This window comes from Cupriavidus sp. GW822-FHT03E04, from assembly GCF_058801495.1.
Genome location: NZ_JBXANI010000007.1, coordinates 249,320 through 275,525, shown reverse-complemented (window position 1 = coordinate 275,525; position 26,206 = coordinate 249,320). Strand labels below are relative to the sequence as shown.

The 26,206-nt window shown below is 66.7% G+C and carries 24 protein-coding genes; 6 read left to right on the top strand and 18 right to left on the bottom strand.

Translation table 11 applies throughout. The features are described from left to right. Window positions 1-75: 75 nt before the first annotated feature. From gabD to AC1RQC_RS12170, 12 genes are all read right to left on the bottom strand, one after another. Window positions 76-1,524, bottom strand: coding sequence for an NADP-dependent succinate-semialdehyde dehydrogenase (gene gabD, locus AC1RQC_RS12225; protein ID WP_492808349.1), 1,449 nt, complete (start codon window positions 1,522-1,524; stop codon window positions 76-78). Between the two features lie 127 nt (window positions 1,525-1,651). Beyond that, window positions 1,652-2,392, bottom strand: a complete 741-nt coding sequence (locus AC1RQC_RS12220; RefSeq protein ID WP_492370589.1) for an SDR family NAD(P)-dependent oxidoreductase — start codon at window positions 2,390-2,392, stop codon at window positions 1,652-1,654. 14 nt (window positions 2,393-2,406) lie between these two features. Then, complete coding sequence (lpdA, locus tag AC1RQC_RS12215) at window positions 2,407-3,807, bottom strand: dihydrolipoyl dehydrogenase (RefSeq protein WP_492370588.1); 1,401 nt, start codon at window positions 3,805-3,807, stop codon at window positions 2,407-2,409. 10 nt (window positions 3,808-3,817) lie between these two features. Further along, complete coding sequence (locus AC1RQC_RS12210) at window positions 3,818-5,050, bottom strand: pyruvate dehydrogenase complex dihydrolipoamide acetyltransferase (protein WP_492370587.1); 1,233 nt, start codon at window positions 5,048-5,050, stop codon at window positions 3,818-3,820. 1 nt (window position 5,051) lies between these two features. Further along, a complete protein-coding gene (locus AC1RQC_RS12205; protein WP_492370586.1) occupies window positions 5,052-5,540 on the bottom strand; it encodes a VOC family protein in 489 nt (162 codons plus the stop codon). Between the two features lie 45 nt (window positions 5,541-5,585). Next, window positions 5,586-7,775: an alpha-ketoacid dehydrogenase subunit alpha/beta gene (locus AC1RQC_RS12200; RefSeq protein ID WP_492883465.1), complete on the bottom strand. Its 2,190-nt coding sequence runs from the start codon at window positions 7,773-7,775 to the stop codon at window positions 5,586-5,588. A 58-nt stretch (window positions 7,776-7,833) separates the two neighbouring features. Further along, window positions 7,834-8,658: an SDR family NAD(P)-dependent oxidoreductase gene (locus AC1RQC_RS12195; RefSeq protein ID WP_492826011.1), complete on the bottom strand. Its 825-nt coding sequence runs from the start codon at window positions 8,656-8,658 to the stop codon at window positions 7,834-7,836. Continuing rightward, window positions 8,655-9,389: an ABC transporter ATP-binding protein gene (locus AC1RQC_RS12190; protein ID WP_492826013.1), complete on the bottom strand. Its 735-nt coding sequence runs from the start codon at window positions 9,387-9,389 to the stop codon at window positions 8,655-8,657. Before AC1RQC_RS12190 ends, AC1RQC_RS12195 begins: the two co-directional genes overlap by 4 nt. Then, on the bottom strand, window positions 9,386-10,144 hold the full coding sequence (locus AC1RQC_RS12185) for an ABC transporter ATP-binding protein (RefSeq protein ID WP_492370582.1): 759 nt from the start codon (window positions 10,142-10,144) through the stop codon (window positions 9,386-9,388). Before AC1RQC_RS12185 ends, AC1RQC_RS12190 begins: the two co-directional genes overlap by 4 nt. After that, window positions 10,141-11,436, bottom strand: coding sequence for a branched-chain amino acid ABC transporter permease (locus AC1RQC_RS12180; RefSeq protein ID WP_492883463.1), 1,296 nt, complete (start codon window positions 11,434-11,436; stop codon window positions 10,141-10,143). The genes AC1RQC_RS12185 and AC1RQC_RS12180 overlap by 4 nt, the downstream gene beginning before the upstream one ends. A 2-nt stretch (window positions 11,437-11,438) precedes the next feature. Further along, window positions 11,439-12,380 carry a branched-chain amino acid ABC transporter permease gene (locus AC1RQC_RS12175; protein WP_150984437.1) on the bottom strand — a complete coding sequence of 314 codons (942 nt, stop codon included), beginning with the start codon at window positions 12,378-12,380 and terminating at the stop codon, window positions 11,439-11,441. A 116-nt stretch (window positions 12,381-12,496) separates the two neighbouring features. Next, window positions 12,497-13,744, bottom strand: a complete 1,248-nt coding sequence (locus AC1RQC_RS12170; RefSeq protein WP_492370580.1) for a branched-chain amino acid ABC transporter substrate-binding protein — start codon at window positions 13,742-13,744, stop codon at window positions 12,497-12,499. 426 nt (window positions 13,745-14,170) lie between these two features. Here AC1RQC_RS12170 and AC1RQC_RS12165 point away from each other — a divergent pair, with 426 nt between their 5' ends. Next, window positions 14,171-14,875, top strand: coding sequence for a FadR/GntR family transcriptional regulator (locus AC1RQC_RS12165; RefSeq protein ID WP_492808422.1), 705 nt, complete (start codon window positions 14,171-14,173; stop codon window positions 14,873-14,875). Window positions 14,876-14,951: 76 nt separating this feature from the next. On the opposite strand, the gene AC1RQC_RS12160 is transcribed toward AC1RQC_RS12165, so the two are convergent. Together AC1RQC_RS12160 and AC1RQC_RS12155 are read right to left on the bottom strand one after the other, a co-directional pair. Continuing rightward, complete coding sequence (locus AC1RQC_RS12160) at window positions 14,952-15,509, bottom strand: hypothetical protein (RefSeq protein ID WP_492370579.1); 558 nt, start codon at window positions 15,507-15,509, stop codon at window positions 14,952-14,954. 106 nt (window positions 15,510-15,615) lie between these two features. After that, complete coding sequence (locus tag AC1RQC_RS12155; RefSeq protein WP_174423471.1) at window positions 15,616-16,512, bottom strand: LysR family transcriptional regulator; 897 nt, start codon at window positions 16,510-16,512, stop codon at window positions 15,616-15,618. Window positions 16,513-16,628: 116 nt separating this feature from the next. On the opposite strand from AC1RQC_RS12155, the gene AC1RQC_RS12150 reads away from it, so the two are divergent. From AC1RQC_RS12150 to pcaD, 4 genes are all read left to right on the top strand, one after another. Then, window positions 16,629-17,750, top strand: a complete 1,122-nt coding sequence (locus AC1RQC_RS12150; RefSeq protein ID WP_043352961.1) for a muconate/chloromuconate family cycloisomerase — start codon at window positions 16,629-16,631, stop codon at window positions 17,748-17,750. A 36-nt stretch (window positions 17,751-17,786) separates the two neighbouring features. Further along, window positions 17,787-18,065, top strand: a complete 279-nt coding sequence (gene catC, locus AC1RQC_RS12145; RefSeq protein WP_150984433.1) for a muconolactone Delta-isomerase — start codon at window positions 17,787-17,789, stop codon at window positions 18,063-18,065. A gap of 90 nt (window positions 18,066-18,155) precedes the next feature. After that, complete coding sequence (locus AC1RQC_RS12140; protein ID WP_492370577.1) at window positions 18,156-19,142, top strand: tripartite tricarboxylate transporter substrate binding protein; 987 nt, start codon at window positions 18,156-18,158, stop codon at window positions 19,140-19,142. 7 nt (window positions 19,143-19,149) lie between these two features. After that, window positions 19,150-19,938, top strand: a complete 789-nt coding sequence (pcaD, locus tag AC1RQC_RS12135) for a 3-oxoadipate enol-lactonase (protein ID WP_309404841.1) — start codon at window positions 19,150-19,152, stop codon at window positions 19,936-19,938. A 118-nt stretch (window positions 19,939-20,056) separates the two neighbouring features. Here pcaD and AC1RQC_RS12130 read toward each other — a convergent pair whose 3' ends face one another. Then, window positions 20,057-20,887 (bottom strand): DUF3047 domain-containing protein, encoded by an 831-nt coding sequence (locus AC1RQC_RS12130; RefSeq protein ID WP_492883460.1) that lies wholly within the window; start codon window positions 20,885-20,887, stop codon window positions 20,057-20,059. Window positions 20,888-21,010: 123 nt separating this feature from the next. Then, window positions 21,011-21,754 (bottom strand): SDR family oxidoreductase, encoded by a 744-nt coding sequence (locus AC1RQC_RS12125; RefSeq protein WP_492883458.1) that lies wholly within the window; start codon window positions 21,752-21,754, stop codon window positions 21,011-21,013. 157 nt (window positions 21,755-21,911) lie between these two features. Between AC1RQC_RS12125 and AC1RQC_RS12120 the strand changes: the two genes are divergently transcribed. After that, a complete protein-coding gene (locus AC1RQC_RS12120) occupies window positions 21,912-22,817 on the top strand; it encodes a LysR family transcriptional regulator (RefSeq protein ID WP_492826021.1) in 906 nt (301 codons plus the stop codon). Window positions 22,818-22,848: 31 nt separating this feature from the next. Here the strand turns inward: AC1RQC_RS12120 and AC1RQC_RS12115 are convergent, their stop codons facing one another. Then, window positions 22,849-23,031: a hypothetical protein gene (locus tag AC1RQC_RS12115; RefSeq protein WP_174423480.1), complete on the bottom strand. Its 183-nt coding sequence runs from the start codon at window positions 23,029-23,031 to the stop codon at window positions 22,849-22,851. A gap of 79 nt (window positions 23,032-23,110) precedes the next feature. Beyond that, window positions 23,111-26,206: an efflux RND transporter permease subunit gene (locus AC1RQC_RS12110; RefSeq protein ID WP_492370572.1), complete on the bottom strand. Its 3,096-nt coding sequence runs from the start codon at window positions 26,204-26,206 to the stop codon at window positions 23,111-23,113.

Genomic DNA, 26,206 nt, shown 5'->3' with positions numbered 1-26,206 from the left:
GTAACGTGGAAGAGGGAGAGGAAGAAGGGCGTGGGAGGCGGGACGGCAGCGCCGTCCCGCGGGCATGGCGATGGTTCAGATGCCGGCCATGCACGTGTACTTGATGACCAGGTAGTCCTCGATGCCGTAGTGCGAGCCTTCGCGGCCCACGCCCGATTGCTTGACGCCGCCGAAGGGCGCTACCTCGTTCGAGATCAGGCCGGTGTTGACGCCGACCATGCCGTACTCCAGCCGCTCGGAAACGCGCCACACGCGGCCGAGATCGCGGGCGTAGAAATAGCTCGCCAGGCCGAATTCCGTGTCGTTGGCCATGGCGACGACTTCGTCCTCGGTTTCGAAGCGGAACAGCGGCGCGAGCGGCCCGAAGGTTTCTTCACGCGCGACCAGCATGCCGGGCGTCACGTCGGCCAGCACGGTAGGCTCGAAGAACGATTGCCCGAGCGCGTGGCGCTTGCCGCCTTGCAGCACACGCGCGCCCTTGGAGATCGCGTCGGTGATATGTTCCTCGACCTTGATCACGGCCTTGCCGTCGATCAGCGGTCCGATGCGCACGCCGTCTTCCATGCCGTTGCCCACCTTCAGCGCACGTACCGCCGCGACCAGTTTTTCGGCGAACGCGTCATAGACCTTGCTGTGCACATAGAGGCGGTTGGCGCAGACGCAGGTCTGTCCCGCGTTGCGGTACTTGGACACGATGGCGCCTTCGACGGCGGCATCCAGGTCGGCATCCTCGAACACGATGAAGGGCGCGTTGCCGCCCAGCTCCATCGAGACCTTCTTGATGGTGGACGCCGTCTGCGCCATCAGCGTACGGCCGACTTCCGTCGAGCCGGTAAAGGTGAGCTTGCGCACCAGCGGGTTGCTGCTGAGTTCGCCGCCGATGGCGGCAGCCGAGCCGGTGACGACCGACAGCACGCCTGCGGGAATGCCGGCGCGTTCCGCCAGCACCACCATCGCCAGCGCGGTCAGCGGGGTTTGCGAGGCGGGCTTGACCACCATCGTGCAACCTGCCGCCAGCGCCGGGCCGGCCTTGCGCGTGATCATGGCCGCGGGGAAATTCCACGGCGTGATGGCCGCGCACACGCCTACCGGTTCCTTGGTGACGACGATGCGCTGGTTGCTGACCGGTGCGGGAATGGTCTCGCCGTAGACGCGCTTGCCTTCCTCGGCGAACCACTCGATGAACGAGGCCGCGTAGCCGATCTCGCCGCGGGCTTCGGCAAAGGGCTTGCCTTGCTCGGCGGTCATGATGCGGGCGAGGTCGTCCTGGTTCGCCAGCAGCAGTTCGAACCACTTGCGCAGCAGCGCGGAGCGTTCCTTGGCGGTACGCGCGCGCCAGGCCGGCAGGGCGCGGTTGGCGGCCTCGATGGCCTGGCGCGTCTCGTCGGCGCCCAGCAGCGGCACCTGGCCGACGCGCTCACCGGTGGCGGGATTGGTCACGTCGATATGACGCTGCGCATCGGTCCAGCGGCCATCGATATAGCACTGCTGGCGCAGCAGGGAGGGGTCTTGGAGTTGCAACATGGTCTGGTTCCGGTTCCGTAGCGATGTGGGGGGGATTCGGCGCAGCGCCGCTGACGGCAGGTTAGCAGGATCCGGCGATCTCGTTTGGCCGCCGGAGGGATGATCAAGCCGCGATTCAACCCGCGATTCAACCCGCGATGTATAGCCCGCCATTGACGTGCAGCACCTCGCCGGTGACAAAGCTGGCCGCGTCGCTGCACAGGAAGCCGATGGCGGTGGCGATCTCGCGCGGCTGGCCGAGGCGCTTGAGCGGTGTCTGCTCAACGGAATCGGCGCCGCGTTTCTGGATCAGCTCGGTGGTCATGGGGGTTTCGATCACGCCCGGCGATACAGCATTGACGCGGGTGCGCGGCCCGAGTTCCCGCGCCAGGCTGCGGGTGAGGCTGAGCAGGCCACCCTTGGAGGCCGAATAGTGCGCATTGTAGTAAGCGCCCCGGTGTGCCGCCACCGACGTCAGGTTGACGATGGCGCTGTTCTCGCGCAGCGCGGGAATGGCGCGGCGCACAAGATAGAACACGCCATCGAGATTGATCGACAGCGTCTGCCGCCATTGCGCGTCGCTCATCTCGGCCACTGGCTGGGCCTGGTACAAGCCTGCCGACGGCACCAGGAAATCGATGCCACCGAAGCGCGCCTGCGCGAGCGCCACGGCGCGCTCGCAATCGTCGGGGCTGGCGGCGTCCATGCGCAGCGTGGCGATGCGCTCGCCGCTCGGGTCCAGTTCGCGGGCAAATCCGGCGACACCGGCTTCGTCCAGATCCGTCAGTACCAGGTTGGCGCCGTGCGCCAGGAACAGTTTGGCCGTCTCACGGCCGATGCCGCCGTTGGCGCCGGTCAGCAGCAGCGTGCGTTGATCGAAGTTGTACATGTTGTCTCCCGTGTTCAGATATGCAGTGCGCGCCCGTAGGCCGCGAGCACGGCTTCGTGCATGGCCTCGGACATGGTCGGGTGCGGCAGGACGGCGGCCATCAGGTCGGCCTCGGTGGTCTCCAGCGTCTGCGCGATGGCGTAGCCCTGGATCATCTCGGTGACCTCGTCGCCCACCATATGGGCGCCGAGCAGTTCGCCGCTGCCAGCGTCGAATACCACTTTCACCAGGCCGGCGGTGCTGCCCATGGCAATGGCCTTGCCATTGCCGACGAAAGGAAACTTGCCGACCTTGACGGGATGGCCGCGCTCCCTGGCCTGTGCCTCGGTGAGCCCCACGCTCGCCACTTGCGGATGGCTGTAAGTGCAGGCCGGAATACGTGTGGCATCAAGCGCATGCGGATGCAGCCCGGCGATCCGCTCCACGCAGATCACGCCTTCGTGGCTGGCCTTGTGCGCCAGCCATGGCGGGCCCGCCACGTCGCCAATGGCGTACACGCCGGGCTCATCGGTGCGGCCGAAGCCGTCGGTCACGATATGCGTCTTCTCGACCTTGACGGCGGTCTGCTCCAGGCCGAGGCCTTCCACGTTGCCGACAATGCCTGCCGCCACCAGCACGACGTCGACGTCGACTCTCGCGCCGCCGGACTTGCCGCCTTGCAGCTCGACGGACCAGCCCTGCCCCTTGCGCTCAGCGCTCTTGATGCCGGTGCCCGTATGCAGCACGATGCCTTCCCGGGTCAGGCTGCTTGCCACCTGCGCGCAAATGTCGGCATCCTCCACCGGCAGGATGCGCTCCGCCATCTCCACTACCGTCACCTCGACACCCACCGCGTGATAGAAGCTGGCGAACTCGATGCCGATGGCACCGGCGCCGACGATCAGCATGCGCTTTGGCACCACGGGCGGCGCCAGCGCCTCGCGATAGGTCCAGACCGTCTTGCCGTCCGCCGGCAGCGCGGGCAGCTGGCGGGCGCGTGCGCCGGTGGCGAGCAGGATGTGGGCGGATGAAACGGTACTGATCGTGCCATCCGTTGCGGTGACTTCCAGCGTGCCCCTGCCCGCCAGCCGTCCGTGGCCGTTGAGCACGGTCACCCCGTTCTTCTTCATCAGGTGGGCCACGCCCTTGTTGAGTTGCGCGGCCACCGCGCGGGAGCGGGCCACCATGGCCGGCAGGTCGGCGGTAGGCGGCGCGGCATGCACACCGTAGGCCGCTGCGTCCTTGACCAGCCGCAGCACATCGGCGGAGCGCAACAGCGCCTTGGTGGGAATGCAGCCCCAGTTCAGGCAGATCCCGCCCAGGTGCGCTTTCTCGACCAGCGCGGTCTTCATGCCTAGCTGTGTGGCGCGGATGGCGGCCACGTAGCCGCCCGGGCCGCCGCCCACGACGATCAGGTCAAATGAGGAGTTCGCCACGTCATGGTCCTTAGATCAGCATCGACAAGGGGTTTTCAAGCAGGCGCTTGAACGCGGCCAGCCATTGCGCGGCCAGTGCGCCGTCGATGGCGCGGTGGTCTACCGAGAGCGTGCAGCGCATGACCTGCCCGGCCTTCAGCTCGCCGTCTTCCACCACCGGCACCGCTTGCGTGGCGCCCACGGCAAGGATGGCGGCCTGCGGCGGATTGATGATGGCGGAGAACTCGGACACGCCGAACATGCCCAGGTTGCTCACGCTGAAGCTGCCCCCCTGGTACTCCTCGGGGCGCAGTTGCGAAGCGCGCGCACGCGTGGCCAGGTCGGCGATTTCGGCGCTGATGACGGACAGCGGCTTGGTATCGGCAGCGCGCACGATGGGGGTGATCAGGCCGGCGTCCGTGGATACCGCTACCGCGATATCGGCCTGCCGATACTGGCGCATCGCCGTGTCGGTCCAGCCCACGTTGGCCGCCGGCACCTCGCGCAAGGCGACCGCCACGGCGCGCACGATGAAGTCGTTGACCGAGATCTTGCGCGGCGCATTGGCGTTGATCTGCGCGCGCAGCGCCAGCAACTGCTCCATGCGGCAATCCGCCGTGAGGTAGAAATGCGGGATGGTGGTCTTGCTCTCGCTCAGCCGGCGCGCGATGGTGCGGCGCATATTGCTGTGCGGGATTTCGGTGAACGCATCGCTGGCCCGGGCTTGCGGTGCGGCGGGGCGCGCAACGGCAGGTGCGCTGGCAACGGCGGGAGCCGCGGCGGCCTGCTCGATATCGCGCTTGACGATGCGGCCATTGGGGCCGCTGCCGCGCAATGCCGCGAGGTCCAGCCCGCGCTGCGCCGCCAGGCGGCGCGCCAGCGGGCTGGCGAAGATGCGCGCGGCCTGCGGCGTGGCAGTCGTGGCAGCAGCAACCGCTTCGCCGGCGGATGCCGCCTCGGCCCGCGGCGCTTGCGCGCTGCCACCGGCTGCGGCGATCAGCGCATCGACATCCACGCTGGTTTCGCCATTGACCAGCAGCACGCCGATGGGCGCGCCCACTTCCACGTCCTGGCCGGCCGCCACCAGGCGGCGGGCGAGCACGCCGGCCGAATCGGCATTGAGCTCGACCACGGCCTTGTCGGTTTCGATTTCGGCGATGCAGTCGCCCACGGCAATCGTATCGCCTTCGTTCTTGGTCCACGCTTGCAGCGTGGCCTGGGTGGCATTGGCCGCCACCTCGGGCATGCGTAGCAGGGTGGCCATGTCAGGCAGTCCTCGGCTGTTGCAGGTCGGGGCGATAAGCCGCGATATCCGCGTACTGCACGATCTCGAGCACGTTGCCTTCGGGGTCGCGGCAGAACGCGAGGTACGTGCCGGGGCGCACTTCGATGCGCTGCGGGCCGGTCAGGAATTCCACGTCTGCCGCGAGCAGCTTGTCGACGGCGGCCTGGATGTCGTCCACGATAAACGTGAGGTAGGTGGCGTTGGCCTTGTCGAGGATGTACTCGGGCGCTGCCGCAGGTGCGGGCGCTTGCACCGGGGCCAGCAGCTTGATGCGCTCTCCGTAGCTGGTTTGCAGGCGCACGGCGGTATAGCCGCCGGCGTGCATGGCAGCCTGCACGGCGCTTGCCGCAGGCACGGCCACTTCGCTGACAAAGGCGAAGCCCAGCACCTGCTCGTAGAAGCGGCGCATGCGCGGCAGGTCGCGCACGGCGATGCCGACCTCCAGGGGAACAATCATGTTCAGTGTCATTGGTATTCCTTGGGTTCGTTTAGTTGGCCAGGCGGGCATCCGGACTCACGCCGCGCCCTTGTCGCGCATCACCTGGCGCAGGCCCTCGGCCACTTCCTCGGTGCGGGCGGCGGCGGCGCGCTCCAGCACCTTGGAGATGCTCGGCGCGGCCTCCGCGCCGGTCACGCGCTGCACGGGCTGGTCCAGCCAGTCGAAGTAGCGGCGCTGGATCTCGTCGGCCAGCCATCCGCCGTAGGAGGTGCCCCGCGCGCCTTGTTCCACGATCAGTACGTTGTTGGTCTTCTTTACGCTCTGCGCGATGGTGTCCCAGTCAATGCTGGCGCGGTCCAGCCAGCGCAGGTCGATCACCTCGGCGTCGATACCGGTCTGCTCCACTGCTTCGAGCGAGTGGCCGACCATCGACAGGTACGTGATGACAGTGACGTCGCTGCCGCCGCGGCGTACCGCCGCCTTGCCCACCGGCAGGTGATAGTCGAAGTCATCCACGGGGCCCACGCCCGAGGCGTTGTACAGGTCCACGTGCTCGATCACCAGCACCGGGTCCTTGCACGCCAGCGCGGTGTTCATCAGGCCCACGTAGTCGAACGGCGTGGACGGCGCCACGATGCGCCAGCCCGGGTTGGTGGCGAAGATGCCGGCCGGGTCCATCGAGTGCTGCGAGCCATAGCCCGTGCCCATCGCCACCTTGGTGCGCAGCACCAGCGGCACGTCGCTCTCGCCGCCGAACATGTGGCGCGCCTTGCCGATCTGGTTGAAGACCTGGTCGGCCGCCACCCACATGAAGTCCGGGTACATGAATTCCACGACCGGCTTGTAGCGGCCATCCAGCGCCAGCCCGCCACCCAGGCCCACGAACGCGTTCTCGCTGATCGGCGTGCCCAGCACGCGGTCCGGGAAGTTGTCGCGCAGGCCGCGCGTGGCGCCGTTGGTGCCACCCTTGAGGCGGTGCACGTCCTCGCCCATCACCACCACCGACGGATCGGTCTCCATGCGCCGTTGCATGACGTCCGCCACCACGTCGATGAACTTGCGCTTGTCCAGCTTGCCGGAGAAGCCGGCCTCCTCCTCGCAGCGCAGGCCCGCCAGTTCGCTCAGGTCGCCACGGATGCCCACGTCGCGGAAGTCCGGGCTCGGCCACAGCTCGGGACGAATGCGGCGCTTGCCCGGCTTGCCGGACGGATCGGCTTCGGTCAGTGCGGCCATCGCGTCGCGCATGGCTTGCTTGATGCGCTCACGCAGCGCGGCGATCTCGTCGGCGCTGATCAGGCCGCGCGCCTGCATGCGGCGCGCCATCAGTTCGAGCGGGTCGCGCGCGCGCCATTGCTGCTCTTCTTCCTTGCTGCGGTAGCCGAAGGCGCTCCCGGGGAAGGGGCCGTTCTGGTGGAAGAAGCGGTACAGATCGGCTTCGATGATCGTGGGGCCCTTGCCGGCGCGCATATGCGCGAGCGCTTCCTGCGTGGCCAGGTACACCGCCAGCGGGTCCATGCCATCGACCTTCCAGCTCGGGATATTGAAGCCCATGCCGCGCGCGGACAGGCGCGGCTCGGCGGTGGACTCTTCCACCGTGGTGGAGACGGCGTAGCGGTTGTTCTCGATAAAGAAGCACAGCGGCAGCTTCCATGCGGCGGCCAGGTTCATGGTCTCCAGCACCGAGCCGATATTGACCGCGCCGTCGCCGAAGTAGGTGATGGCGACCGCATCCGTGCCGGCATGCCGGTGCGACCACGCCGCGCCCGCGGCCATCGGCACGCCGCCGCCCACGATGGCATTGGTGCCCAGCGCGCCGGCCTCGGCCCATTGCAGGTGCATGGAGCCGCCACGGCCTTTGCAATAGCCCTGCGCCAACCCCAGGATTTCCGCCAGCGTGCGTTGCAGCAGCGTTTGCACGTCCGCCGGCAGCGGCGCGCGCGGGTCGATGCCGTTGGGCGCGAGGTAGCCCAGCGCCTTGGAGACGAACTGGTGATGCCCGCGATGCGAGCCATTGATCTGGTCCGCGCCGGTCAGCGGCACGATGGAGCCGGCGGCGCCGCCTTCCTGCCCGATGCTGGAGTGCGCCGGGCCGTGGACCAGGCCTTCGGCGGCGAGTTCGAGCACAGCTTCCTCGAAGCCGCGGATCAGGTGCAGGTGGCTCAGCAGCGTGCCGAGCAGGGCCGGGTCGGCCTTGGCCCAGTCTTCATCGGTGGTGCGCAGTTCCACCCATTCGGCGGCGGGGCGCAGGGCGTTACGTTCAGACATTGGAGAATCCTTGATTACCGTTCGATGGTGCTTTCAATCGTGTTGGAGGACTACGTACTCAGAAGCCGTCGGCGGTCCAGCCGCCATCGGAGACCAGCGCATGGCCGGTGATGAACGCGGCCGAGTCCGAGGCCAGGAAGAGGGCGACTTCGGCCATCTCTTCCGGCGCGCCAAAGCGGCGCAGCGGCGTGCGCGCCAGCAGCGCCTCGCCGTCGATGGCCTTGCTGGCCAGCAGCGTTTCCATCAGCGCGGTGCTGGTGTAGCCCGGGCAGACCGCGTTCACGCGGATGTTGTACTCAGCCCATTCCGCCGCCAGCGACTTGGTCAGCGACACCACGCCAGCCTTGGCGGCGCAGTACGCCAGGCGCCGTGCGGACGAGGCCAGGCCCCACATCGACGCGGTGCTCAGGATGGCGCCGCCGCCCTGGCGCACCATGCGGCGCGCCGCCGCTTGCGTGCAGAAGAACACGCCAGAGAGGTCGATATCGATGGCGCGGCGCCAGTCGTCGGGCGTCAGTTCCAGCGACGGCTTGTTCATCGAGATGCCGGCGTTATTGAGCAGGATGTCGATGCGGCCAAAGCGGGCCTCGGTGGCGGCGCAAGCTTGCTCCACGGCCTCAGGGTCGGTGATCGAAGCCTTCACGATTTCGACCTGCACTTCCGGGTAAGCCGCTTCCAGTTCCGCCTTGGTGCTGGCGAGTCCTTGCGCATCCAGGTCCAGCAGCATCAGGCGTGCGCCATGCCGGGCAAAGCCATGCGCCATCGCGCGGCCGATGCCGCTGGCGCCGCCGGTGTTGAGCACGACCTTGCCGGTCAGGCCGGGGTAGCTGGCGCGCGCAAACGGCTGCGCGTTCGGGTATCCAATAGGCAAAGAGGTGCTCATACGGCTAACCAGTCCTTCAGAAGTTGGGTATTGGAGGTGAGTTGTTCGGGCGTGCCTTCAAAGACGATGCGGCCGTGGCCCATCACGCAGACGCGGCTCGATACCTTCAGCGCGATGGCGAGCTTTTGCTCCACCAGCACCACCGAGACGCCCCGGCGGTGAATGTCCTGGATGGCCTCGCCAACCACCGTCACGATCTTTGGCGCGAGGCCTTCGGTGGGCTCGTCGATCAGGATCACCAAGGGGTTGCCCAGCAGCGAGCGGCACATGGTCAGCATCTGCTGCTCGCCGCCGGAAAGGCTGCCGGCCTTGGTGTTGCGGCGCTCCTTCAGGCGCGGGAAGTAGTCGAACATCTGCTCGAACGTCCATTGCGGCGCGCCTTCGGTGGCGCGCTGCTCGCCCATGCGCAGGTTTTCGTCCACGGTCAGGTTGGCGAAGACCTCGCGCTCTTCCGGCACATAGGCAATGCCGCGCCGGCAGATCGCATACGATTGCGCGCCGGCCAGATCGCGCCCGCGCAGCCTGATGTGGCCAGCGCTTGGCGGCACCAGGCCCATGATGGCCTTGAGCGTGGTGGAGCGGCCCGAGCCGTTGCGGCCCAGCAGGCTTACCACTTCGGCCCGCCCAACGCGGAAATCCACGCCGTGCAGGATGTGGCTCTTGCCGTAGTGCGCGTGCAGTCCTTGCACGCTCAGCAGCGGATCGGCGCCTTGTACGGACTGCGCGCTCATACCGTGACCTCCTCGCCCAGATAGGCTTCCTTGACGCGTGCGTTGTTGCGGATCTCGTCGGGCGTGCCGGTGGCGACGATCTCGCCGTAGACCAGCACGCTGATGCGGTCGCTGAGCGAGAACACCACGTCCATGTCGTGCTCCACGATCAGCAGCGTGCGGCCCTGCGCGATCTCGCGGATCAGGCCGGCGGTGTAGTCGGTTTCCTCCTGCGACATGCCCGCCATCGGCTCGTCGAGCATGATGACCTTCGGGTCCGAGGCCAGCGTCATGGCGATCTCCAGCGAGCGCTGCTCCGAATACGACAGCTCGCCGGCGATGGCTTGTGCGCGCCCGGCCAGCCGCACCTGTTCGAGCAGGTGCTGGGTCTCGTCGCGCACGGCACGCACCTTGTGGGCGAACTTCCACAGCGTGTATTGCAGGCCGTGGCGCCGCATGACGGCGAGGCGCAGGTTCTCGAAAACGGTGAGGCCCGCGAAGATATTGGTGATCTGGAACGAGCGCGCCAGGCCGCGATGGTTGATGCTCTGCGGCGACAGGCCGTGGATCGGCTCGCCGTTGAGCATGATCTCGCCTTGGGTCAGGGGCAGGCGCCCGGAGATCAGGTGGAACAGCGTGGACTTGCCGGCGCCGTTCGGGCCGATCAGCGCGTGGCGTTCACCACTGACGAGATCGAGGTCCACGCCACGGATGATGTCGACGTCGCCGAAGGATTTGCGCAGTCCGCGCAGGGAGAGCATCGCTTGCGTGTTCATGCCGGGTTCCTCCGGACGTTGGTGGCCGCGGTGGCGGGCGCGTCGGTGGCGGGGGTGGTGTCCTTCAGGCGCAGCCAGCGGCCGTTGGCCAGGCGGGCCGTGGCGATGCCTGCCACCAGCAGCGCCGCGGGCACCAGCCAGGTCAGTGGCGAGATGGGATCCCATTCGCGGCCAAACAGTGCAATCGCGGGCCAGCCACCACCATTCAGGGCAGCCATGGAGCGGTAGTCTTGCGAGAAGAAGCGCTGCAGCATCTCCACCGTGAACACCGTGCCGCCTGCGAGCAGCAACGTGCCGACGACAAATGCCAGCGCCATGGGCAGCAGCGCACGCAGGCCATAGGTCTTGCTGTGCGTGGCGAAGGACTTGATCAGCCCGGCCAGGCCCGTCGGCATGAACATCATCACCAGCACGAACACGATGCCCTGGTACAGCAGCCACGAGCGCGTCAGGTCCGATACCGCATAGCCGAAGAAGGTCATCACCGCCGCGCCCAGCGCCGGGCCGAGGAAGAGCTTCACGCCGCCGATATAGCTGTTGAGCACCACCGCCGCGGAGGCGGATGACTCGAACACCACGTAGTTGGCCGCTTCCATGTTGAGTGCCTGCAGCGCGCCAGCGATGCCAGCGAACATGGCCGAGACGGCGAACACCAGCACGCCGAGGCGGTGCGTGTCATAGCCGAGAAAGCGCAGGCGGTTGGCGTTCTCCCGCAGGCCCAGGGTCAGGCGGCCCACCGGCGTCAGCGTGAACAGGTACAGCAGCGCCAGCGACAGCAGCACCCAGAACAGTGTCAGGTAGTAGACCTGGTTGCTGTCGCCGAAGGCGAGGCCCCACGCCGGCATGCGCATGGTGGACAGGCCCGCTTCGCCGCCGAACCAGCCCTTCAGGTGCGGCGCCAGCGAGTGCAGCAGTTCGGCCAGCGCCAGCGTGATCATGGCGAAGTAGACGCCGGTACGCTTGGTGGCGAACCAGCCGGCGGCCAGGCCGGCGACCAGGCCCATGGCGCCGCCGGCCAGCGGCAGCAGCGGCGTGGGCAGCAGGCCGTTGCCGCCAAAGGCGTTCATGGCGTGCACGGTGGCAAAGCTGCCAATGCCGAAGTACGCCGCATGGCCAAACGACAGCATGCCGCCCTGGCCGCTGAGCAGGTTGAACGAGGCCGCGAACAGCACCGCGATCAGCATCTGGATGGACGCGTTGATCAGCGATTGCGACAGCACCATCGGCAGCGCCAGCAGTGCGCCAGTGCCGAGCAGCAGCAAGGTCTTCTGCGTGTTGGAGAGGTGGGTCATGGTTACTCCTTCTCGCCCATCAAGCCTGACGGACGGACCAGCAAGATCAACAGCATCAGCGCGAACGGGATCGTCCCGGCCAGGCTGGAGAGTTTCAGGGTCATCAGCCCTCCGGCTTGCTCGGCCCAGGCGCCCGCTCCGGCCAAGGCCAGCAGGTCGGCTAGGCTGCGATCGATGCCGACCGAGAACGACGTGATCAGCCCGATCAGCAGCGAGGCGAGCATGGCGCCCTCCAGCGATCCCAGGCCGCCCACTACCACCACGACGAAGACCATCACGCCGAGTTCCAGCGCCATGTTCGGGTTGGTGGTGTAGAACGCGCCCGCCACCGCGCCGGCCAGGCCCGCCAGCGCCGCGCCGATGCCGAACACACCCATGAAGACCAGCGGCACGTTGTGGCCCAGCGCCTCGGCCATGCGCGGCTTGTAGATCGCCGAGCGCACCACGATGCCGACCCGGGTGCGCGTGAGCAGCAGGTAGATCACGGCGAACATGGCCACGGCGATGCCGCCCATGAACACGCGATAGAAGGGATAGGAGGACACGCCCAGGTGGAAGGCCGCGAAGTCCAGCGATGCCGGGATGCGGTAATCCACCGGGAAGTTGCCGAAGAACAGCTTGATCAGCTCGGCAATGATGAAAGACAGGCCAAAGGTCAGCAGCAGTTCGTGCGCGTGGCCGTGGTGATGGACTCGGCGCAGGAAGAAACGCTCCACCGCCACCCCGACCAGTCCCACCAGGATCGGCGAAACCACGATGGCCGGCCAGAAGCCGATCGTGCCTTGCAACGTATAGGCAAAGTAGGCGCCCAGCATGTAGAACGACGCATGGGCAAAGTTGAGCACGCCCATCATGCCGAAGATGAGGGTCAGGCCAGCGGAAACCATGAACAGCAGCAGGCCGTAGATGGTGCCGTTAAGCAATGAGACGACGAGGTATTCCATGAGGCTTCCTTGGAACGAGCCTGTGCGGCCAACTGGCGCATGGCCGTACTTGCCATCGCCTGCGCCGCAGCGGCGCAGGCGATGGCTGATGTTGCTAGGGTGGCTTGGACAGGGGATCAGCTGGGGCGCTGCATCTTGCAGCTGGCCTGGGCCGGCGTGGCGGCCTCGGCGGCGGAGAAGGTCTTGACCGGCTTGAAGCCCATGTCGGTGCCGTCGACCTTGAACTTCGCATCCTTGGCGACCACGGACACCACCATCGGCAGCAGCACCTGGTGATCGGCGGCGCGCATGCTCATCTCGCCCAGCGGCGATCTGACCTTGGCGGTTTCGAGCGCCTTGGCCAGTGCGCTGGTGTTGAGCTTGCCGCCTTCCGGCTTCACGGTCTTCAGCGCCTCGCCCAGCATCTCCACCGCGAACACCGTCTGTGGCTCGATGTAGGCGGGCATATGGCCCTGCCGGGCCTTGAAGTCGTTGGCGAAGCGCTCACTGTCGGCGCCACCCGCCTCGGCATTGAAGGGGTGGGCAACATAGTGGCCCAGCGCCACGTCGGCGGCGTTGCCGATATTGCCCGGCTGGTCGAGGAACACGGTGGCGAAGCGCGTCTTCAGGCCGGCCGCCTTGCTGGCCTTCATCAACAGCAGCAGGTCGTTGGACCAGTTGCCGGTGATCACGCTGTCCGCCTTGGCGGCAGCGATCTTGGCCACATAAGGCGAGAAGTCCTGCACCTTGTTCACGTCATGCAGCGTCTTTTCCACCACCGTGTAGCCGCCGGCGCTGGCGTAGTCGCCGATGGCCTTTTCCATGTCGACGCCCCAGGAGTAGTTCTGGTTGATCGAATACACGCGGGTGCCCAGCGCATGGAGCGGCTTCATCGCGCCGACCAGCGCCTTGACGCGGATCTGCGCATTGGTGGCGAACTTGAAATGGTAGAAGTGGCACTTCTCGCCGGTCAGCTCCATTGCCTCGCCGCCGACGTTCATGAACAGGATTTCCTTGCCCGGATTGCGCAGGTTGAACTTGCGCACGTCCTCGGTGATCTGGCCGGACACGGCCGACGACGAGCCTTGCATGACAATCTGGGCGCCATCGGCAACGGCCGCCTTCAGCTTGTCCGCAGCACCTGCCGGGCCGCCCTGGTTGTCGTACTCGACCAGCTGGAGCGGCTCGCCGTTCCAGCCACCGGTGGCGTTGATCTTGTCGATCGCATAGCGCGCCGCTGCGCGGAACATCAGGCCGGTGGATGCCTGCGGGCCGGACAGCGTCTCGACCAGCGCAATCTTCACCGGCGCCGCCGATGCCGTGCCCGCCAGCACGGAGAGTGCCGCGGCTGCGAACAAAGGACGGGTAATGCGGCTACCGCTCATGGGTGTCTCCTGGCTATTGTTTGGATTCATCTGGCGGGCGCCGAAACTGGCCCGTCATAGTGGTCTGACCTGTGGTTAAAGTGGTCTGACAGGTTTACTATAGGGAGATGGGAGGCGATCGTCAACGGCGACTTGCGCGCCATGCGGGTTTCTACTGAGAGTCCGATCGGACGTGTATCCGCGTAGCGGAACGAGGGGTGCGTGCCCTTGCAGGGATTGGCTTACGGGCGAATAACGGGAGCCGGCACCGCTTCGTGCTGGTACATTCCACACGTTTCATGCGCGCGAAGACGTGCTACATTGACCTGTAAGACCAATTTAAAATCGAGCGCCAACCAGAAGCTGTCTGGCGCCAGGGAGCCCGTATTGAACAAGACCGTGCCCGGTGCCGCGGCGCCGCCGCCCACCCAGCGCCCGGAGGGAACCATGTTCCATCCCGAGCCCAAACACTTGCCGGACGAGATCGCCAGGCGCCTGATCCAGGCGATCCAGGCGGGCGAGTTCGCCGTGGGCGACCGCCTGCCCAGCGAGCGCTTGCTGTGCGAGCAGTTCTCGGTCAGCCGCGCGGTCGTGCGCGAGGCCCTGTCGCAGCTCAAGTCAGAGGGGCTGGTTGCGCCCAAGGCGGGCAGCGGTGTGTTCGTGACCGAGCGCAGCCAGCGCCAGGCGTTTCGCATGCAGGATGTGGCCATCGACGAGAAAGATTCGCTGGCCATGGTGATGGAGCTGCTGGTGACGATCGAAGTGGCGGCCACCAGGTTCGCGGCCATGCGGCGCACGCCGGAAGACCTCAAGCGGATCCGGCGCGCGCTGATCGGCATGGAGTACGAGATCGCCAACGACAGGTTGGGCGATGAAGAGGACTTCGCCTTTCACCAGGCCATTGTCGAGGCGACGCACAACCCGCACTTCCAGGCCTTGAGCGAACACCTGGAGCACGGCGCGCGGCGCGTGATCCGGCAGGCGAGGAGCAATACCAAGAGCCATCACGCGGACATGGTCGAGGCCGTGCAGGAAGAGCACAAGACCATCTACGACGCGATCGTGGCGGGCGATCCCGAGCGGGCGGCGCAGGCGGCGGAAACCCACCTTCGCAACGCCGCCAAGCGGCTGAACATGTACCTCAAGGGGTGACTGGCGGCTGACCGGCGGGGTGGCCGGCAACCGCCGATGGGCTGTCCGCGTTCTTGTCCCGTCGGGCTTGCCTGGCTTATTCCAGCCCGGCTAGGCCCAGTTGGAAGCGTTGGCTCAACCGCTCGCCGCTGGCTAGCAAAACGCTCACTTCCACCCCCGATGCCATCGTCTGGCAGGCCGCGCGGCTGGTGCCGGAGACCGACACGCTGGCACCCTGCGGGCAAACGCACACGGCATGCCCCTGGCCCTCGGTATCGACCGTGACCGCGCCGTAGCCGGCCCGCATCGACAGGCCGGAAGCCTGGCGCCAGGTCCATGCGGACGGGGGCACAGAGGCGGTAATGTCGGTGCCGTCGCCCCGCAGCACCGCAGCGGTGGCGGTGACCCGGGGCACACCGGGCGTCAGCGGCGTGTCGGCGTAGGTGAGTTGCAGGCGCAAGGCGCAGTCCGGCGCCAGGGCGGAGGTGGCGTTGCGCGCCGTGGGCGGTTGGAGCAAGGTGAGTGCTACCTCACCTTGCTCGCCGCGCCAGACCTTGCGCAGCGTGTCCCCGCACGCTTTTAGCAGCGCAATGAGCAGGCCGCCTGGCCGTGGCGCGGCGTGGCCCGATAGTGACCCTGAGTGCATCGATGGCACGATTTCCCCGTATCCTTTTTATAAAGGCACTCTACAAACCGAGCGGCCTTCGCGCATCACCCATTCATGGGATGCCGCCGGGTTTTCTCACGGCCGGCGCGGGATTTCAGGCCGAAGGCGGTGTCCCGGCCAGTTCGCCGACGCGCCTGACCACCTCGGCCAGTAGCGCCGAGCTGTCGTCGCTGCGATAGCTCATCATCACCGGCGAGGTAAAGCCGGGTGCGTCAATCGGCACGTAGGCCACGTCGTCGCGGTGCAGGCGCTGCACCGATGCCGGCACCAGGCAGATGCCAAGCCCCGCAGCCACGAGGCCGATGGCGGTCTGCAGCTCATTGGCCTCCTGCGCCACGCGCAACTGCAGGCCCTGCGTGCGGAACAGCGCCAGCACGTGGTCGGCGTAGCTGGGGCGGGGCCGCGCCGGGTAGAGCACGAAGGGGTGGGCCGCCAGCTGCGCCGGCGTCATGGGCGGGCCTTTAAGCGCCGGGTGGCCGCTGGGCACGGCGGCCACCAGCGTTTCGGCCATTACCACCGTGCGGGTGATGGCCGGGTCGTCCAGCACGATGCGGCCGAAGCCGATATCGATGCGGCCGGCTTTCAGCGCTTCCATCTGCTGTACGGTGGTCAGCTCCGACAAGCCCACCTCCAGCGCCGCATCGGACCCCCGCACCAGCCGGATCAGTTCCGGCAGGAAGCCATAGAGCACTGATGGCACGAAGCCGATGCCGAACCAGCGCTTTTCGTTGCGGCCAATGCGCCGCGTGCCTTCCACGATCTCGTCGATGCGCTGGTTGAGCTGCAGCGATTGCTCCAGCAGGAAGCGGCCGGCCTCGGTCAGCCGCACCGCGCGCGAGGAACGGTCGAGCAGCACGGTGCCGATTTCGTCCTCCAGCTGGCGGATCTGGCGCGACAACGGCGGCTGGGCGATATGCAGGCGCTCAGCCGCGCGGGTGAAGTTGAGTTCGGCCGCAACGGCCTGGAAATAACGCAGGTGACGTAGCTCCATGATCCCGTCCTTTCATACTTAAAAGGTATTGATCGGGACATACTCGGTCTTGGACACCCTGGATGTCAAGCCACATACTGCTTCTCAACGTATTCCATACTTGGCAGACACCCAGCATGAAAGCAACCGTCACCTCCGTCGAAGCCATCCTGGTCGACCTGCCCACCATCCGGGCGCACCAGCTTGCCATGACCACCATGCAGCGCCAGACCCTGGTGATCGTGCGGCTGCGTTGCAGCGACGGCATCGAGGGGATTGGCGAAGCCACCACCATCGGCGGCCTGAGCTACGGCGACGAAAGCCCCGAGGGCATCAAGCTGACCATCGATACCTACCTGGCGCCTGCATTGGCCGGCATCGACGCGTGCAATATCCACGCCGCCATGCAGCGCCTGGCTTCGGTGGCGCGGGGGAATCGCTTCGCCAAGTCGGCGCTGGAGTCCGCGCTGCTCGATGCGCAGGGCAAGCGCCTGGGCCTGCCCCTGTCCGAGTTGCTGGGCGGCGCGGTGCGGCCGAACCTGGCCTGCCTGTGGACGCTCGCCAGCGGAGACACCGGCCGCGATATCGAAGAAGCCGAAACCCTGCTGGCCGAGCGCCGCCACAACACCTTCAAGCTCAAGATCGGCCGTCGCAGCGTGCGCGATGACGTGGCCCATGTGTCCGCCATCAAGCGCGCGCTGGGCGACCGTGCCCGCGTGACCGTGGACGTCAACCAGGCCTGGAACGAAGCCGATGCCGCCACCGGCATCGCCATGCTGGAAGCCGCCGGCATCGATCTCGTCGAGCAGCCCGTGCCGCGCGAGCAGCGTGGCGCGCTGGCCCGGCTGGCGGCGCGCTTCGTGGTGCCGGTAATGGCCGATGAGGCCGTGTGCGGTCCCGAGGATGCGATGGAACTGGCGCGCATTGCAGGCGCGGACGTGTTTGCGCTGAAGATCTCCAAGTCCGGCGGCATCTTCGAGATGCTGCGCACAGCGGCGGTAGGCGACGCGGCCGGCATCGCGCTGTACGGCGGCACCATGCTGGAAGGCAGCGTGGGCACCATTGCCGCTGCCCACGGCTTTGCCACGCTGCCGCGGCTGGCCTGGGGCACCGAGCTGTTCGGCCCGCTGCTTCTCAAGGATGATGTGGTGACGGCGCGCCCCGAGTACCGTGACTTTGCCTTGCACCTGCCGGTAGGCCCGGGGCTTGGCCTGACGCTGGACGAAGACAAGCTGGCCCATTACCGCCGCGCCGCCTGAGGCGCTGCCCAAGCAAACATAACCGAGGATTCAAGCATGTTGTTTCTGGTGAGAATGGACGTAAAGATGCCGGTGGACATGCCGGCCGCGCAGGCCGACGAGATCAAGGCGCGCGAGAAGGCGTACTCGCAGGACCTGCAGCGCCAGGGCAAGTGGCCGCATCTGTGGCGCGTGGTGGGCGAGTACGCCAACTACAGCGTGTTCGATGCCGAGTCCAACGACGAACTGCACACCATGCTCTCCAGCCTGCCGCTGTTCCCGTACATGGAAATCCATGTCACGCCGCTGGCCAAGCACCCGTCGTCGATCAAGTAAGCCGGCCGGCTCGCCGTTACCCTGAATACCGCCGCGGCCCCGATGGCCGCGTTCCAACACCAACTCCGAATCCATTTGGAGGAGACTCTGATGCGCTTGCCATTCCTGCGCGCGTGGGCTGCCTGCGCCTGCGCGCTGGCCACCCTGGCCGTGCTGCCGTCCGCCGCCCACGCCGACAGCTATCCCGATCACCCGATCCGCTGGGTCGTGCCATTCCCCGCGGGCGGCGCGATGGACAATATCGCCCGCACGCTGGGCGAGGAAATGTCGAGGAGCCTGGGGCAGTCCATCGTGGTGGAAAACCGCCCCGGCGCCGGCGGCAATATCGGCGCCGAGATGGTGGCGCGCTCGCCCGCGGATGGCTACACGCTGATCATCGTCGCCAACGGCATGGCGGTGAACCCCGCGCTGTACGGCCGCCTCAGCTACGACCCGGTGAAGGATTTCGCGCCGGTCTCGCTCCTGGCGGTGGTACCTAACGTGCTGGTCACCAGCAAGGCCAAGAAGCTGCCCGCCACGGTGCCCGACCTGATCGCCGCGGCGCGCGCCACGCCGGACAAGTACACCTATGCCTCCGCCGGCAACGGCACCTCGATTCACCTGGCCGGCGAGCTGTTTACCTCGCTCACCGGCGTCAAGATGCTCCACGTGCCCTACAAGGGCAGCGGCCCGGCCATGACGGACCTGCTGGGCGGCCAGGTCGACTATATGTTCGACAGCATCACCTCGGCCAAGCCGCATATCGACTCCGGCAAGCTCACGCCCATCGCGGTGACCACCGCCAAGCGCTCGTCGACGCTGCCGAATGTGCCGACCCTGGCCGAAGCCGGCGTCAAGGGCTATGACCTGTCGCCGTGGTTCGCCGCCTTCGTCCCGGCCAAGACGCCGCCCGCCGTGGTCGCACGCCTGAACCAGGCCATGGTGGACGCGCTGGCCAAGCCGTCGGTGCGTACCCGCCTGGCCGCCATCGGCGCCGAGCCGATCGGCAGCACGCCCGCGCAGCTGGGCAAGCACCTTGCTGCTGAAACCGATAAATGGGGCAAGCTGATCCGCGAACGCGGCATCCGCGCGGACTGAGAACGCCATGACCACTGCATTGCACCAAGGCATCGCGCTGCATTACGAGATCGAGGGGGCGCCCAATGCGCCCGTGCTGGTCATGTCCAACTCGCTGGGCACCGACATGCAGATGTGGGCGCCGCAGATGGATAGCCTGCTGCCGCGCTTTCGCGTGCTGCGCTACGACACCCGCGGCCACGGGGGCTCCGGCTTGCCGTCCCCGGCTGCGGCGCCGTTCGGGTTTGCCGAACTCGGCCAGGACGTGCTGGCCATCATGGATCACGCCGGCATCGGGCGCGCGCATTTTTGCGGGCTGTCGATGGGCGGCATGACTGGCATGTGGCTGGCCGCCAATCACCCCGAGCGTTTCGACCGCTTCGTGCTGGCCAATACCGCCGCCCTCATCGGCCCGGCCAGCGGCTGGGACACGCGCATCCAGACGGTACGCAGCCAGGGCATGGCCGCCATCGTCGATGCGGTGCTGGCGCGCTGGTTCAGCGCCGCCTGGCTGGCCGGCAACGCCGCGCGCATCGCGCCGGTGCGCCAGATGCTGCTGGACGCATCGCCCGAAGGCTACACGGCCAACTGCGCCGCCGTGCGCGACGCCGACCTGCGCGCGCAGCTGCAGCGCATCTCCTGCCCGGTGCTGGTGATTGCCGGCACGCACGACCTGGCCACCACGCCGGCGCAAGGCCGCGAAGTGGCGCAAGGGATTGCCGGGGCGCGCTACGTGGAGCTGGACGGAGCCCACTTGTCGAACTGGGAGCAGCCGGAGGGGTTTGCGCAGGCGGTTTGCGGGTTTTTGGCAGGCTGAGGCGGATTGCTCACCCGTCCTGCGCAGGCATCATTGCGATGCGATCCCGCGTGTTCTGAACCCCTTTGAATGATTGGCAAGCGACGACCGCAATCCGCGTTTGCCGTGGCACGCGACGCTACTTCGCCGCCCCGAAGCGGATATCCCCATACCAGGCACGCGCGTTGCCGCCCGTGTTGTCGGTATCGGTGAGCAGGCCGTAGGCGCTCAGCTTGCCGGGCTTTTCCTTGAAGGCATGCTCGAAGTCCTGCTCCACGTTGCGGCTCAGCGTGAGCCACTTGCCGGCGGCGTCGGCTCCGCCTGACACCACGATCATCTTGACCCGCGAGGTGTGGGGGTTGTCGATGACCGTGCCGACCGGCGCGGTATTGGACCAGATGTACATCAGCGTGGCATAGGGCAGCTCCTCGCCCGCCAGCGTCTTGGCCAGCTTGATGGCGGTGCGCTCGCCCAGCGATAGCTTGTCCGTATCTCCATCGAACATGAACACCAGGCGCGCCGGCGCGTCTTCCTTGGCGGCGACGCTGTTGTCGGCTTCATCGATCGGGTGTTCCACCTTCCAGCGCCAGTTGACCTGCGGGGTGGCCTCCAGGTCCAGGTTGGTGCCCTTGTGCATCAGCGCGGAGGCGGAGGCGGCCGCGTCGGCTTCCAGCACCGTGGCGTGGTCCTGCGCCACCAGGCTGTAGTGGGTCGACGCCTTGCCGTGCGCCACCGGCAGGTTCTTCCACCCGGGCGGCAACGGCCCGCCGGGCGTGCCGGCGGAGAAGGCGGCGCCGGGGGGCGGCGCCGATGCTGCCGATGCCTGCGCTTGGGCCGGCGCAGCTTGCGCGAGCAGCAGGCCGCAGGCTAGCAGGGTGGCCAGCACGTGAGCGCGGGGCGCCACCGAGCGGGTGGAATGCGTCAAAGCCAGATGGGGGGTCATGATCGATTGCCCGATGGTCGCCGTCATTGTTTTTATTGTCTCCATTGTAGGCAGCGGCCCGGGCCTTTGTGCGTGCGCCGGCCGGCGCATTGCCGAAGATCTTGGCGTAGTAGCGGTAGCCGGCGTCCAGATGCCGTGCCGCGCAAGCGCTCAGGCCACGCCACCGTTGGCGCGCAGGATCTGGCCGTTGACCCAGCCGGCATCGGCGCCGGCGAGGAAGGCGACGACGCCGGCGATGTCTTCCGGCTGGCCCAGGCGTTGCAGCGGGGGCATCTTGGCGAAGGCCTGGATCTGCTCTTCGGTCTTGCCGTCGAGGAACAGCGAGGTAGCGATCGGGCCGGGGGCCACCGCATTGACCGTGATGTTGCGGCCGCGCAGTTCCTTGGCGAACACGTGCGTGAACGCCTCCACTGCTGCCTTGGTGGCGTTGTAGACGGCATAGCCGGACATGTTCAGCGCCAGCGTGGTGCTGGAGACATTGACGATGCGCCCGCCGTCGGCAAGCCGCGCGGCGGCTTCGCGCAGGGTGTTGAAGGTGCCGCGCACGTTGATGTCGAAAGTCTGGTCATAGAGCGCGTCGCTGGTGTCGGCCAGCGGCACCGTCTTGAGCATGCCAGCGTTGTTGACCAGCACGTTCACCTTGCCCAGTTGCTGCTCGGTGATCTCGAACAGGCGGCGCACATCGTCGGCCTTGGACACATCGGCCTGCACTGCGATGGCCGACGCGCCAGCGGCCTTCAGTTCGGCCACGAGGGCATCGGCCTGGGCCGCGCCGGCCGCGTAGTTGATGGCGACGGCAAAACCGTCCTGCGCCAGGCGCCTGGCAATGGCGGCACCGATGCCGCGGGATGCGCCCGTGACGATGGCGACTTGGGCGGGGTTGGTGTTGTTCATGATCCGTTTCCTTTCAGGTGGTGGGTTGGTGAAACAGATCATGGATCATTCCTGTGTAAAGATAATTGGTGGTATTTTGATATCATTGCTCCTTTTACATTAACAATAGGGCGCCCCAGGGTCTTTCATTGCCCACGCCGGCCCCGTTCAGCTACGCATGGACCGATTCCAGGAAATGCAGGCCTTCGTGCGCATCGCCGAGCGCCAGAGCTTTACCCAGGCCTCCGAGGATCTCCAGATCCCGCGTGCCACCATCACCAACCTGATCAAGCGCATGGAACAGCGGCTCGGCGCCCGGCTGCTGGAGCGCACCACCCGCACGGTGCGGCTGACGCACGATGGCGAAGCGCACTACCGGCGCTGCGTACGCCTGATAGCCGACCTGGAAGAAGCGGAGGGGTCATTCCGGGATACCGCGCCCAAGGGCCTGCTGCGCGTGAACCTGCAGGGGACGCTGGCCCGGCATTTCGTGGTGCCGGCGCTGCCGGATTTCCTGGCGCGCTATCCCGAGCTGGAAATCCATATCGGCGAGGACGACCGGCTGGTCGACCTGGTGCGCGAGGGAATCGATTGCGTGCTGCGCGCGGGCAACCTGCAAGATTCGTCGATGGTGGGGCGCCGGGTTGCGCTGCTGGAGCAGGTGACCGTGGCCAGCCCGGCCTACCTGGCTCGCTATGGCGAACCGGCGGATCTTGATGCATTGCCGGCGCATCGCGCGGTCAACTACATCTCCAGCGGCACCGGCAAGGCGGTGCCGCTGGAATTTACGGTAGCTGGCCGCGTGACGGCCGTGCAACTGGCGGCTGCCATTTCGGTCACTGGCGCCGATCTCTACACAGGCGCCTCGGTGGCCGGGCTGGGGCTGGTTCAGGTGCCGCGCTATCGGGTGGCAAGGGAGCTGCGGGAGGGCCGCTTGCAGGTCGTGCTGGCGGACCTGCCGCCGCCGCCGATGCCGGTGTCCGTGCTGTATTCGCAGAACCGCCAGCTATCAATGCGGGTGCGGGTGTTCGTGCAGTGGCTGCGTGATGTGTTCGAGGCAGGCGCCGAGGGAACCAAGGCTTGATTCCAATCGGCGCCTGAGGCTCGCCGGCCGGTTATTTCCGCACGTTGGACGGCAGCACCGAGTTCCGGCTGGACTGCTTGGCGGATTGCCCTGACTGCGCCGACTGCCCCTTGCCGCTGGCCGACGACTTCGGCGACGCGGCGCCGGCTACTCCGACGCCGGCACAAAGCAGGATGGCGAGCAGTGCCGCCGGTGCATTCTTTCGCATGCTCATGATGGACTCCCGTTGCGTGGCCGGTCCGCCCGGGGCGTGCCGGCCACTGGTTGGTTCAGGTTCAGGTTCAAATTCCGGCTCAAATGCCTTCGGCCGGCGTCAGCGAGGCCGCGTCCGGGCCGCCCTTGCGCCCGCGATGGCGGTTGACCCAGGAGAACACCACCGGCAGCACCAGCAGCGTCAGCAGCGTGGTGGTCACCATGCCGCCCACGATCACCAGCGCCAGCGGGCGTTGCGCTTCCGAGCCGATGCCGTGCGACAGCGCTGCGGGCAACAGCCCCAGGCCCGCCAGCATGGCCGTCATCACCACCGGGCGCAGGCGCAGCGCCGCGCCCTCGACCACGGCTGCATGCAGATCGTCGGACTGCGCCAGCCGGTTGACGTAGGAGATCAGGATCACCCCGTCCTGGATCGCGATGCCGAACAGCGACAAGAAGCCGATGCCCGCCGAGATCGATAAGGTCTCTCCTGCGATATGCAGCGCCAGCAAGCCACCGATGGCCGCGAACGGCACGTTCAGCACCACCATCAGCGCATCCTTGAAGTTGCCGAAGGTGCTGTACAGCAGCAGGAAGATCACCAGGATGGTCAGCGGCACGATCACCGCCAGCTTCTTCTGCGCGATCTTCATCTGGTTGAACTGGCCATCCCAGAAGATGCTGTAGCCTGCCGGCAGCGTCACCGCCTTGCCTACCTTGTCCTGCGCCTCGGCCACCGCGCTGCCAAGATCTCGTCCGCGCACGCCGAACTTGATGGCGATATAGCGCTTGCCGGTCTCGCGATAGACGAAGAACGGCCCATCGGTCGCCTCCACCTTGGCCACCATCGACAGCGGAATGCGCTGGCCGTCCGGCGTATCCACCAGCAAGCGGTTGATGACATCCGGGTTGTTGCGCGCCTGGTCGTTGAGCCGCACCGACAGCCCGAAGGTCTTCTCGCCCTCCAGGATGTTGGTGACCGCATCGCCGCCAATCGCAAACTGCACGGCGGACTGGATGTCGCTCACGTTCATGCCGAAGCGCGCGCTCTTCTCGCGGTCCACCGTGATGTTCAGCGTGGGCTGGCCGAGTTCCTTGAAGATGCCGACGTCAGCCAGGCCCGGCACCTTCTTCAGGATGGACTCGACCTCCTTGGCCTTGTCCTGCAGCGTCACCAGGTCGGAGCCGTAGATCTTCACCGAGTTCTCGCCCTTGACCCCGGACAGCGCCTCGTTCACGTTGTCCTGGATGTACTGCGAGAAGTTGTACTCGATGCCCGGGATACGATCCAGGTGCTTGGACAGGCGTTCCACCACCTGCTGCTTGGTCGCACCCTTGGGCCAGTCGGCCGGGGGCTTGAAGTACAGCGCGTATTCCTGGTTGAACACGCCGGTGGAGTCGGTGCCGTCATCCGGGCGGCCAATCTGCACCGACACGGTTTTCACCTCGGGCTGCTGGCGGAAGAAGCCGCGCAGGTCGCGCGCGACGGAGGCCGAGTAGTCGAGGTCCACGGTGTTGGGCAACGTGATGCGCAGCCACAGGTTGTTCTCCTCCAGCGTGGGCAGGAACTCGGTGCCGAGGTAGCGCGAGCTGTACAGCGTGCCGGCCAGGCCGATGAACGCAGCCAGGAACACCAGGCCGGGCTTCTTCAGCAGCTTGCGCAGCAGGGGCTTGTAGGCGCGCAGGATCACCGCGATGAATTTCGGCGAGTGCGGCCGCAGCGAGCCACGGAACACAAAGGACGTCACCGCCGGCACGAAGGTCAGCGCCAGCACGATCGAGGCCAGCAGCGCGAAGCCCATGGTGAAGGCCATCGGCTTGAAGATGATGCCTTCCACCCCGCCCATGAAGAACAGCGGCGAGTAGGCCACGATGATGATGCCGGTGGAGAAGATCATGGCGCGCTGGACCTCGCTGGTGGCCTTGACGATGCCATCCTCCACGTTGGTCTCGCCCTCCTCCAGGTGGCGCATGATGTTCTCCATCACGATCACCGCCGCATCCACGATCAGCCCGAAGTCGATCGCCCCTAGCGAGATCAGGTTGGCCGGCACCTTGAAGTGGGCCATGTTGATGAACGACACGCACAGCGCCAGCGGGATCACCGCCGCCACCACCGCCGCGGCGCGGAAGCTGCCGAGGAAGATGAACAGCACGATCAGCACCAGCGAGATGCCGACGAACAGCGCATGCTCGACGGTACCCATGGTGATGTCGAGCAGGTTCTGGCGGTCATAGAACGTCTTGACCTGGATACCCTTGGGCAGCACGTTCTGGTTGATGTCGGCGATCTTGTCGCGCACCCGCGCCAGCACCTCGGTGGCGTTCTCGTCGCGCTTCATCAGCACGATGCCTTCGACGATATCGTCGTGCTGGTCGAACTGCACCATGCCCAGGCGCGGCGTGTTGCCCACCCGCACCTCGGCGATATCGCGCACCCGCACCGGCACGCCGCTGGACACCGACACGGTGACGTTGCGGATGTCATCGAGCGTTTGCAGCAGGCCCACGCCGCGTACCACGAACTGCTGCTCGCCGGCCTTCATCAGGCCGCCGCCAGTATTGGCGTTGGCATTCGACACCGCATCCACCACCTGCTTGAGCGAGAGCCCATAGGCCTGCAGCTTCTCGGGCGTCGGCACGATCTGGTATTGCTTGACCTTGCCGCCAAAGGCCGTGATATCGGCCACGCCCGGGACGTGCTTGATCTCCTTGTAGACGTTGTAGTCCTGGTAGGTCTTCAGCGTGGTCACGTCGATGCCGTCGGCCTCGATCCGGTAGCGCAGGATTTCGCCGGTGGCGTCGCCGTCCGGCGACAGGTTGGGCTGCACGCCCGGCGGCAGGTTGGCTTGCGACAGGTAGGTGACGAAGTTCTGGCGGGCCTTGAAGTTATCCACGCCCTCCTTGAACTTGACGGTCACAACAGACAGCCCGAACAGCGAGACCGAGCGGAAGGACTGCACGTCCGGCACGCTGGCCAGCGCGTTCTCCACCGGAATCGTGATCTGCTGCTCGACCTCCACCGTGCTGCGGCCAGGCCACTGCGTAATGGCCTGCACCGTGACCGGCGCCACGCCTGGGTACGCCTGCAGCGGCAGCTGCAGGAAGCTCAGCACGCCGGCCGCCAGCAGGCCAACGGCCAGGAAGACGATCACCAGGCGCCGCTTGAGGATGCTCTTGATTGGCGAGAAGACCAT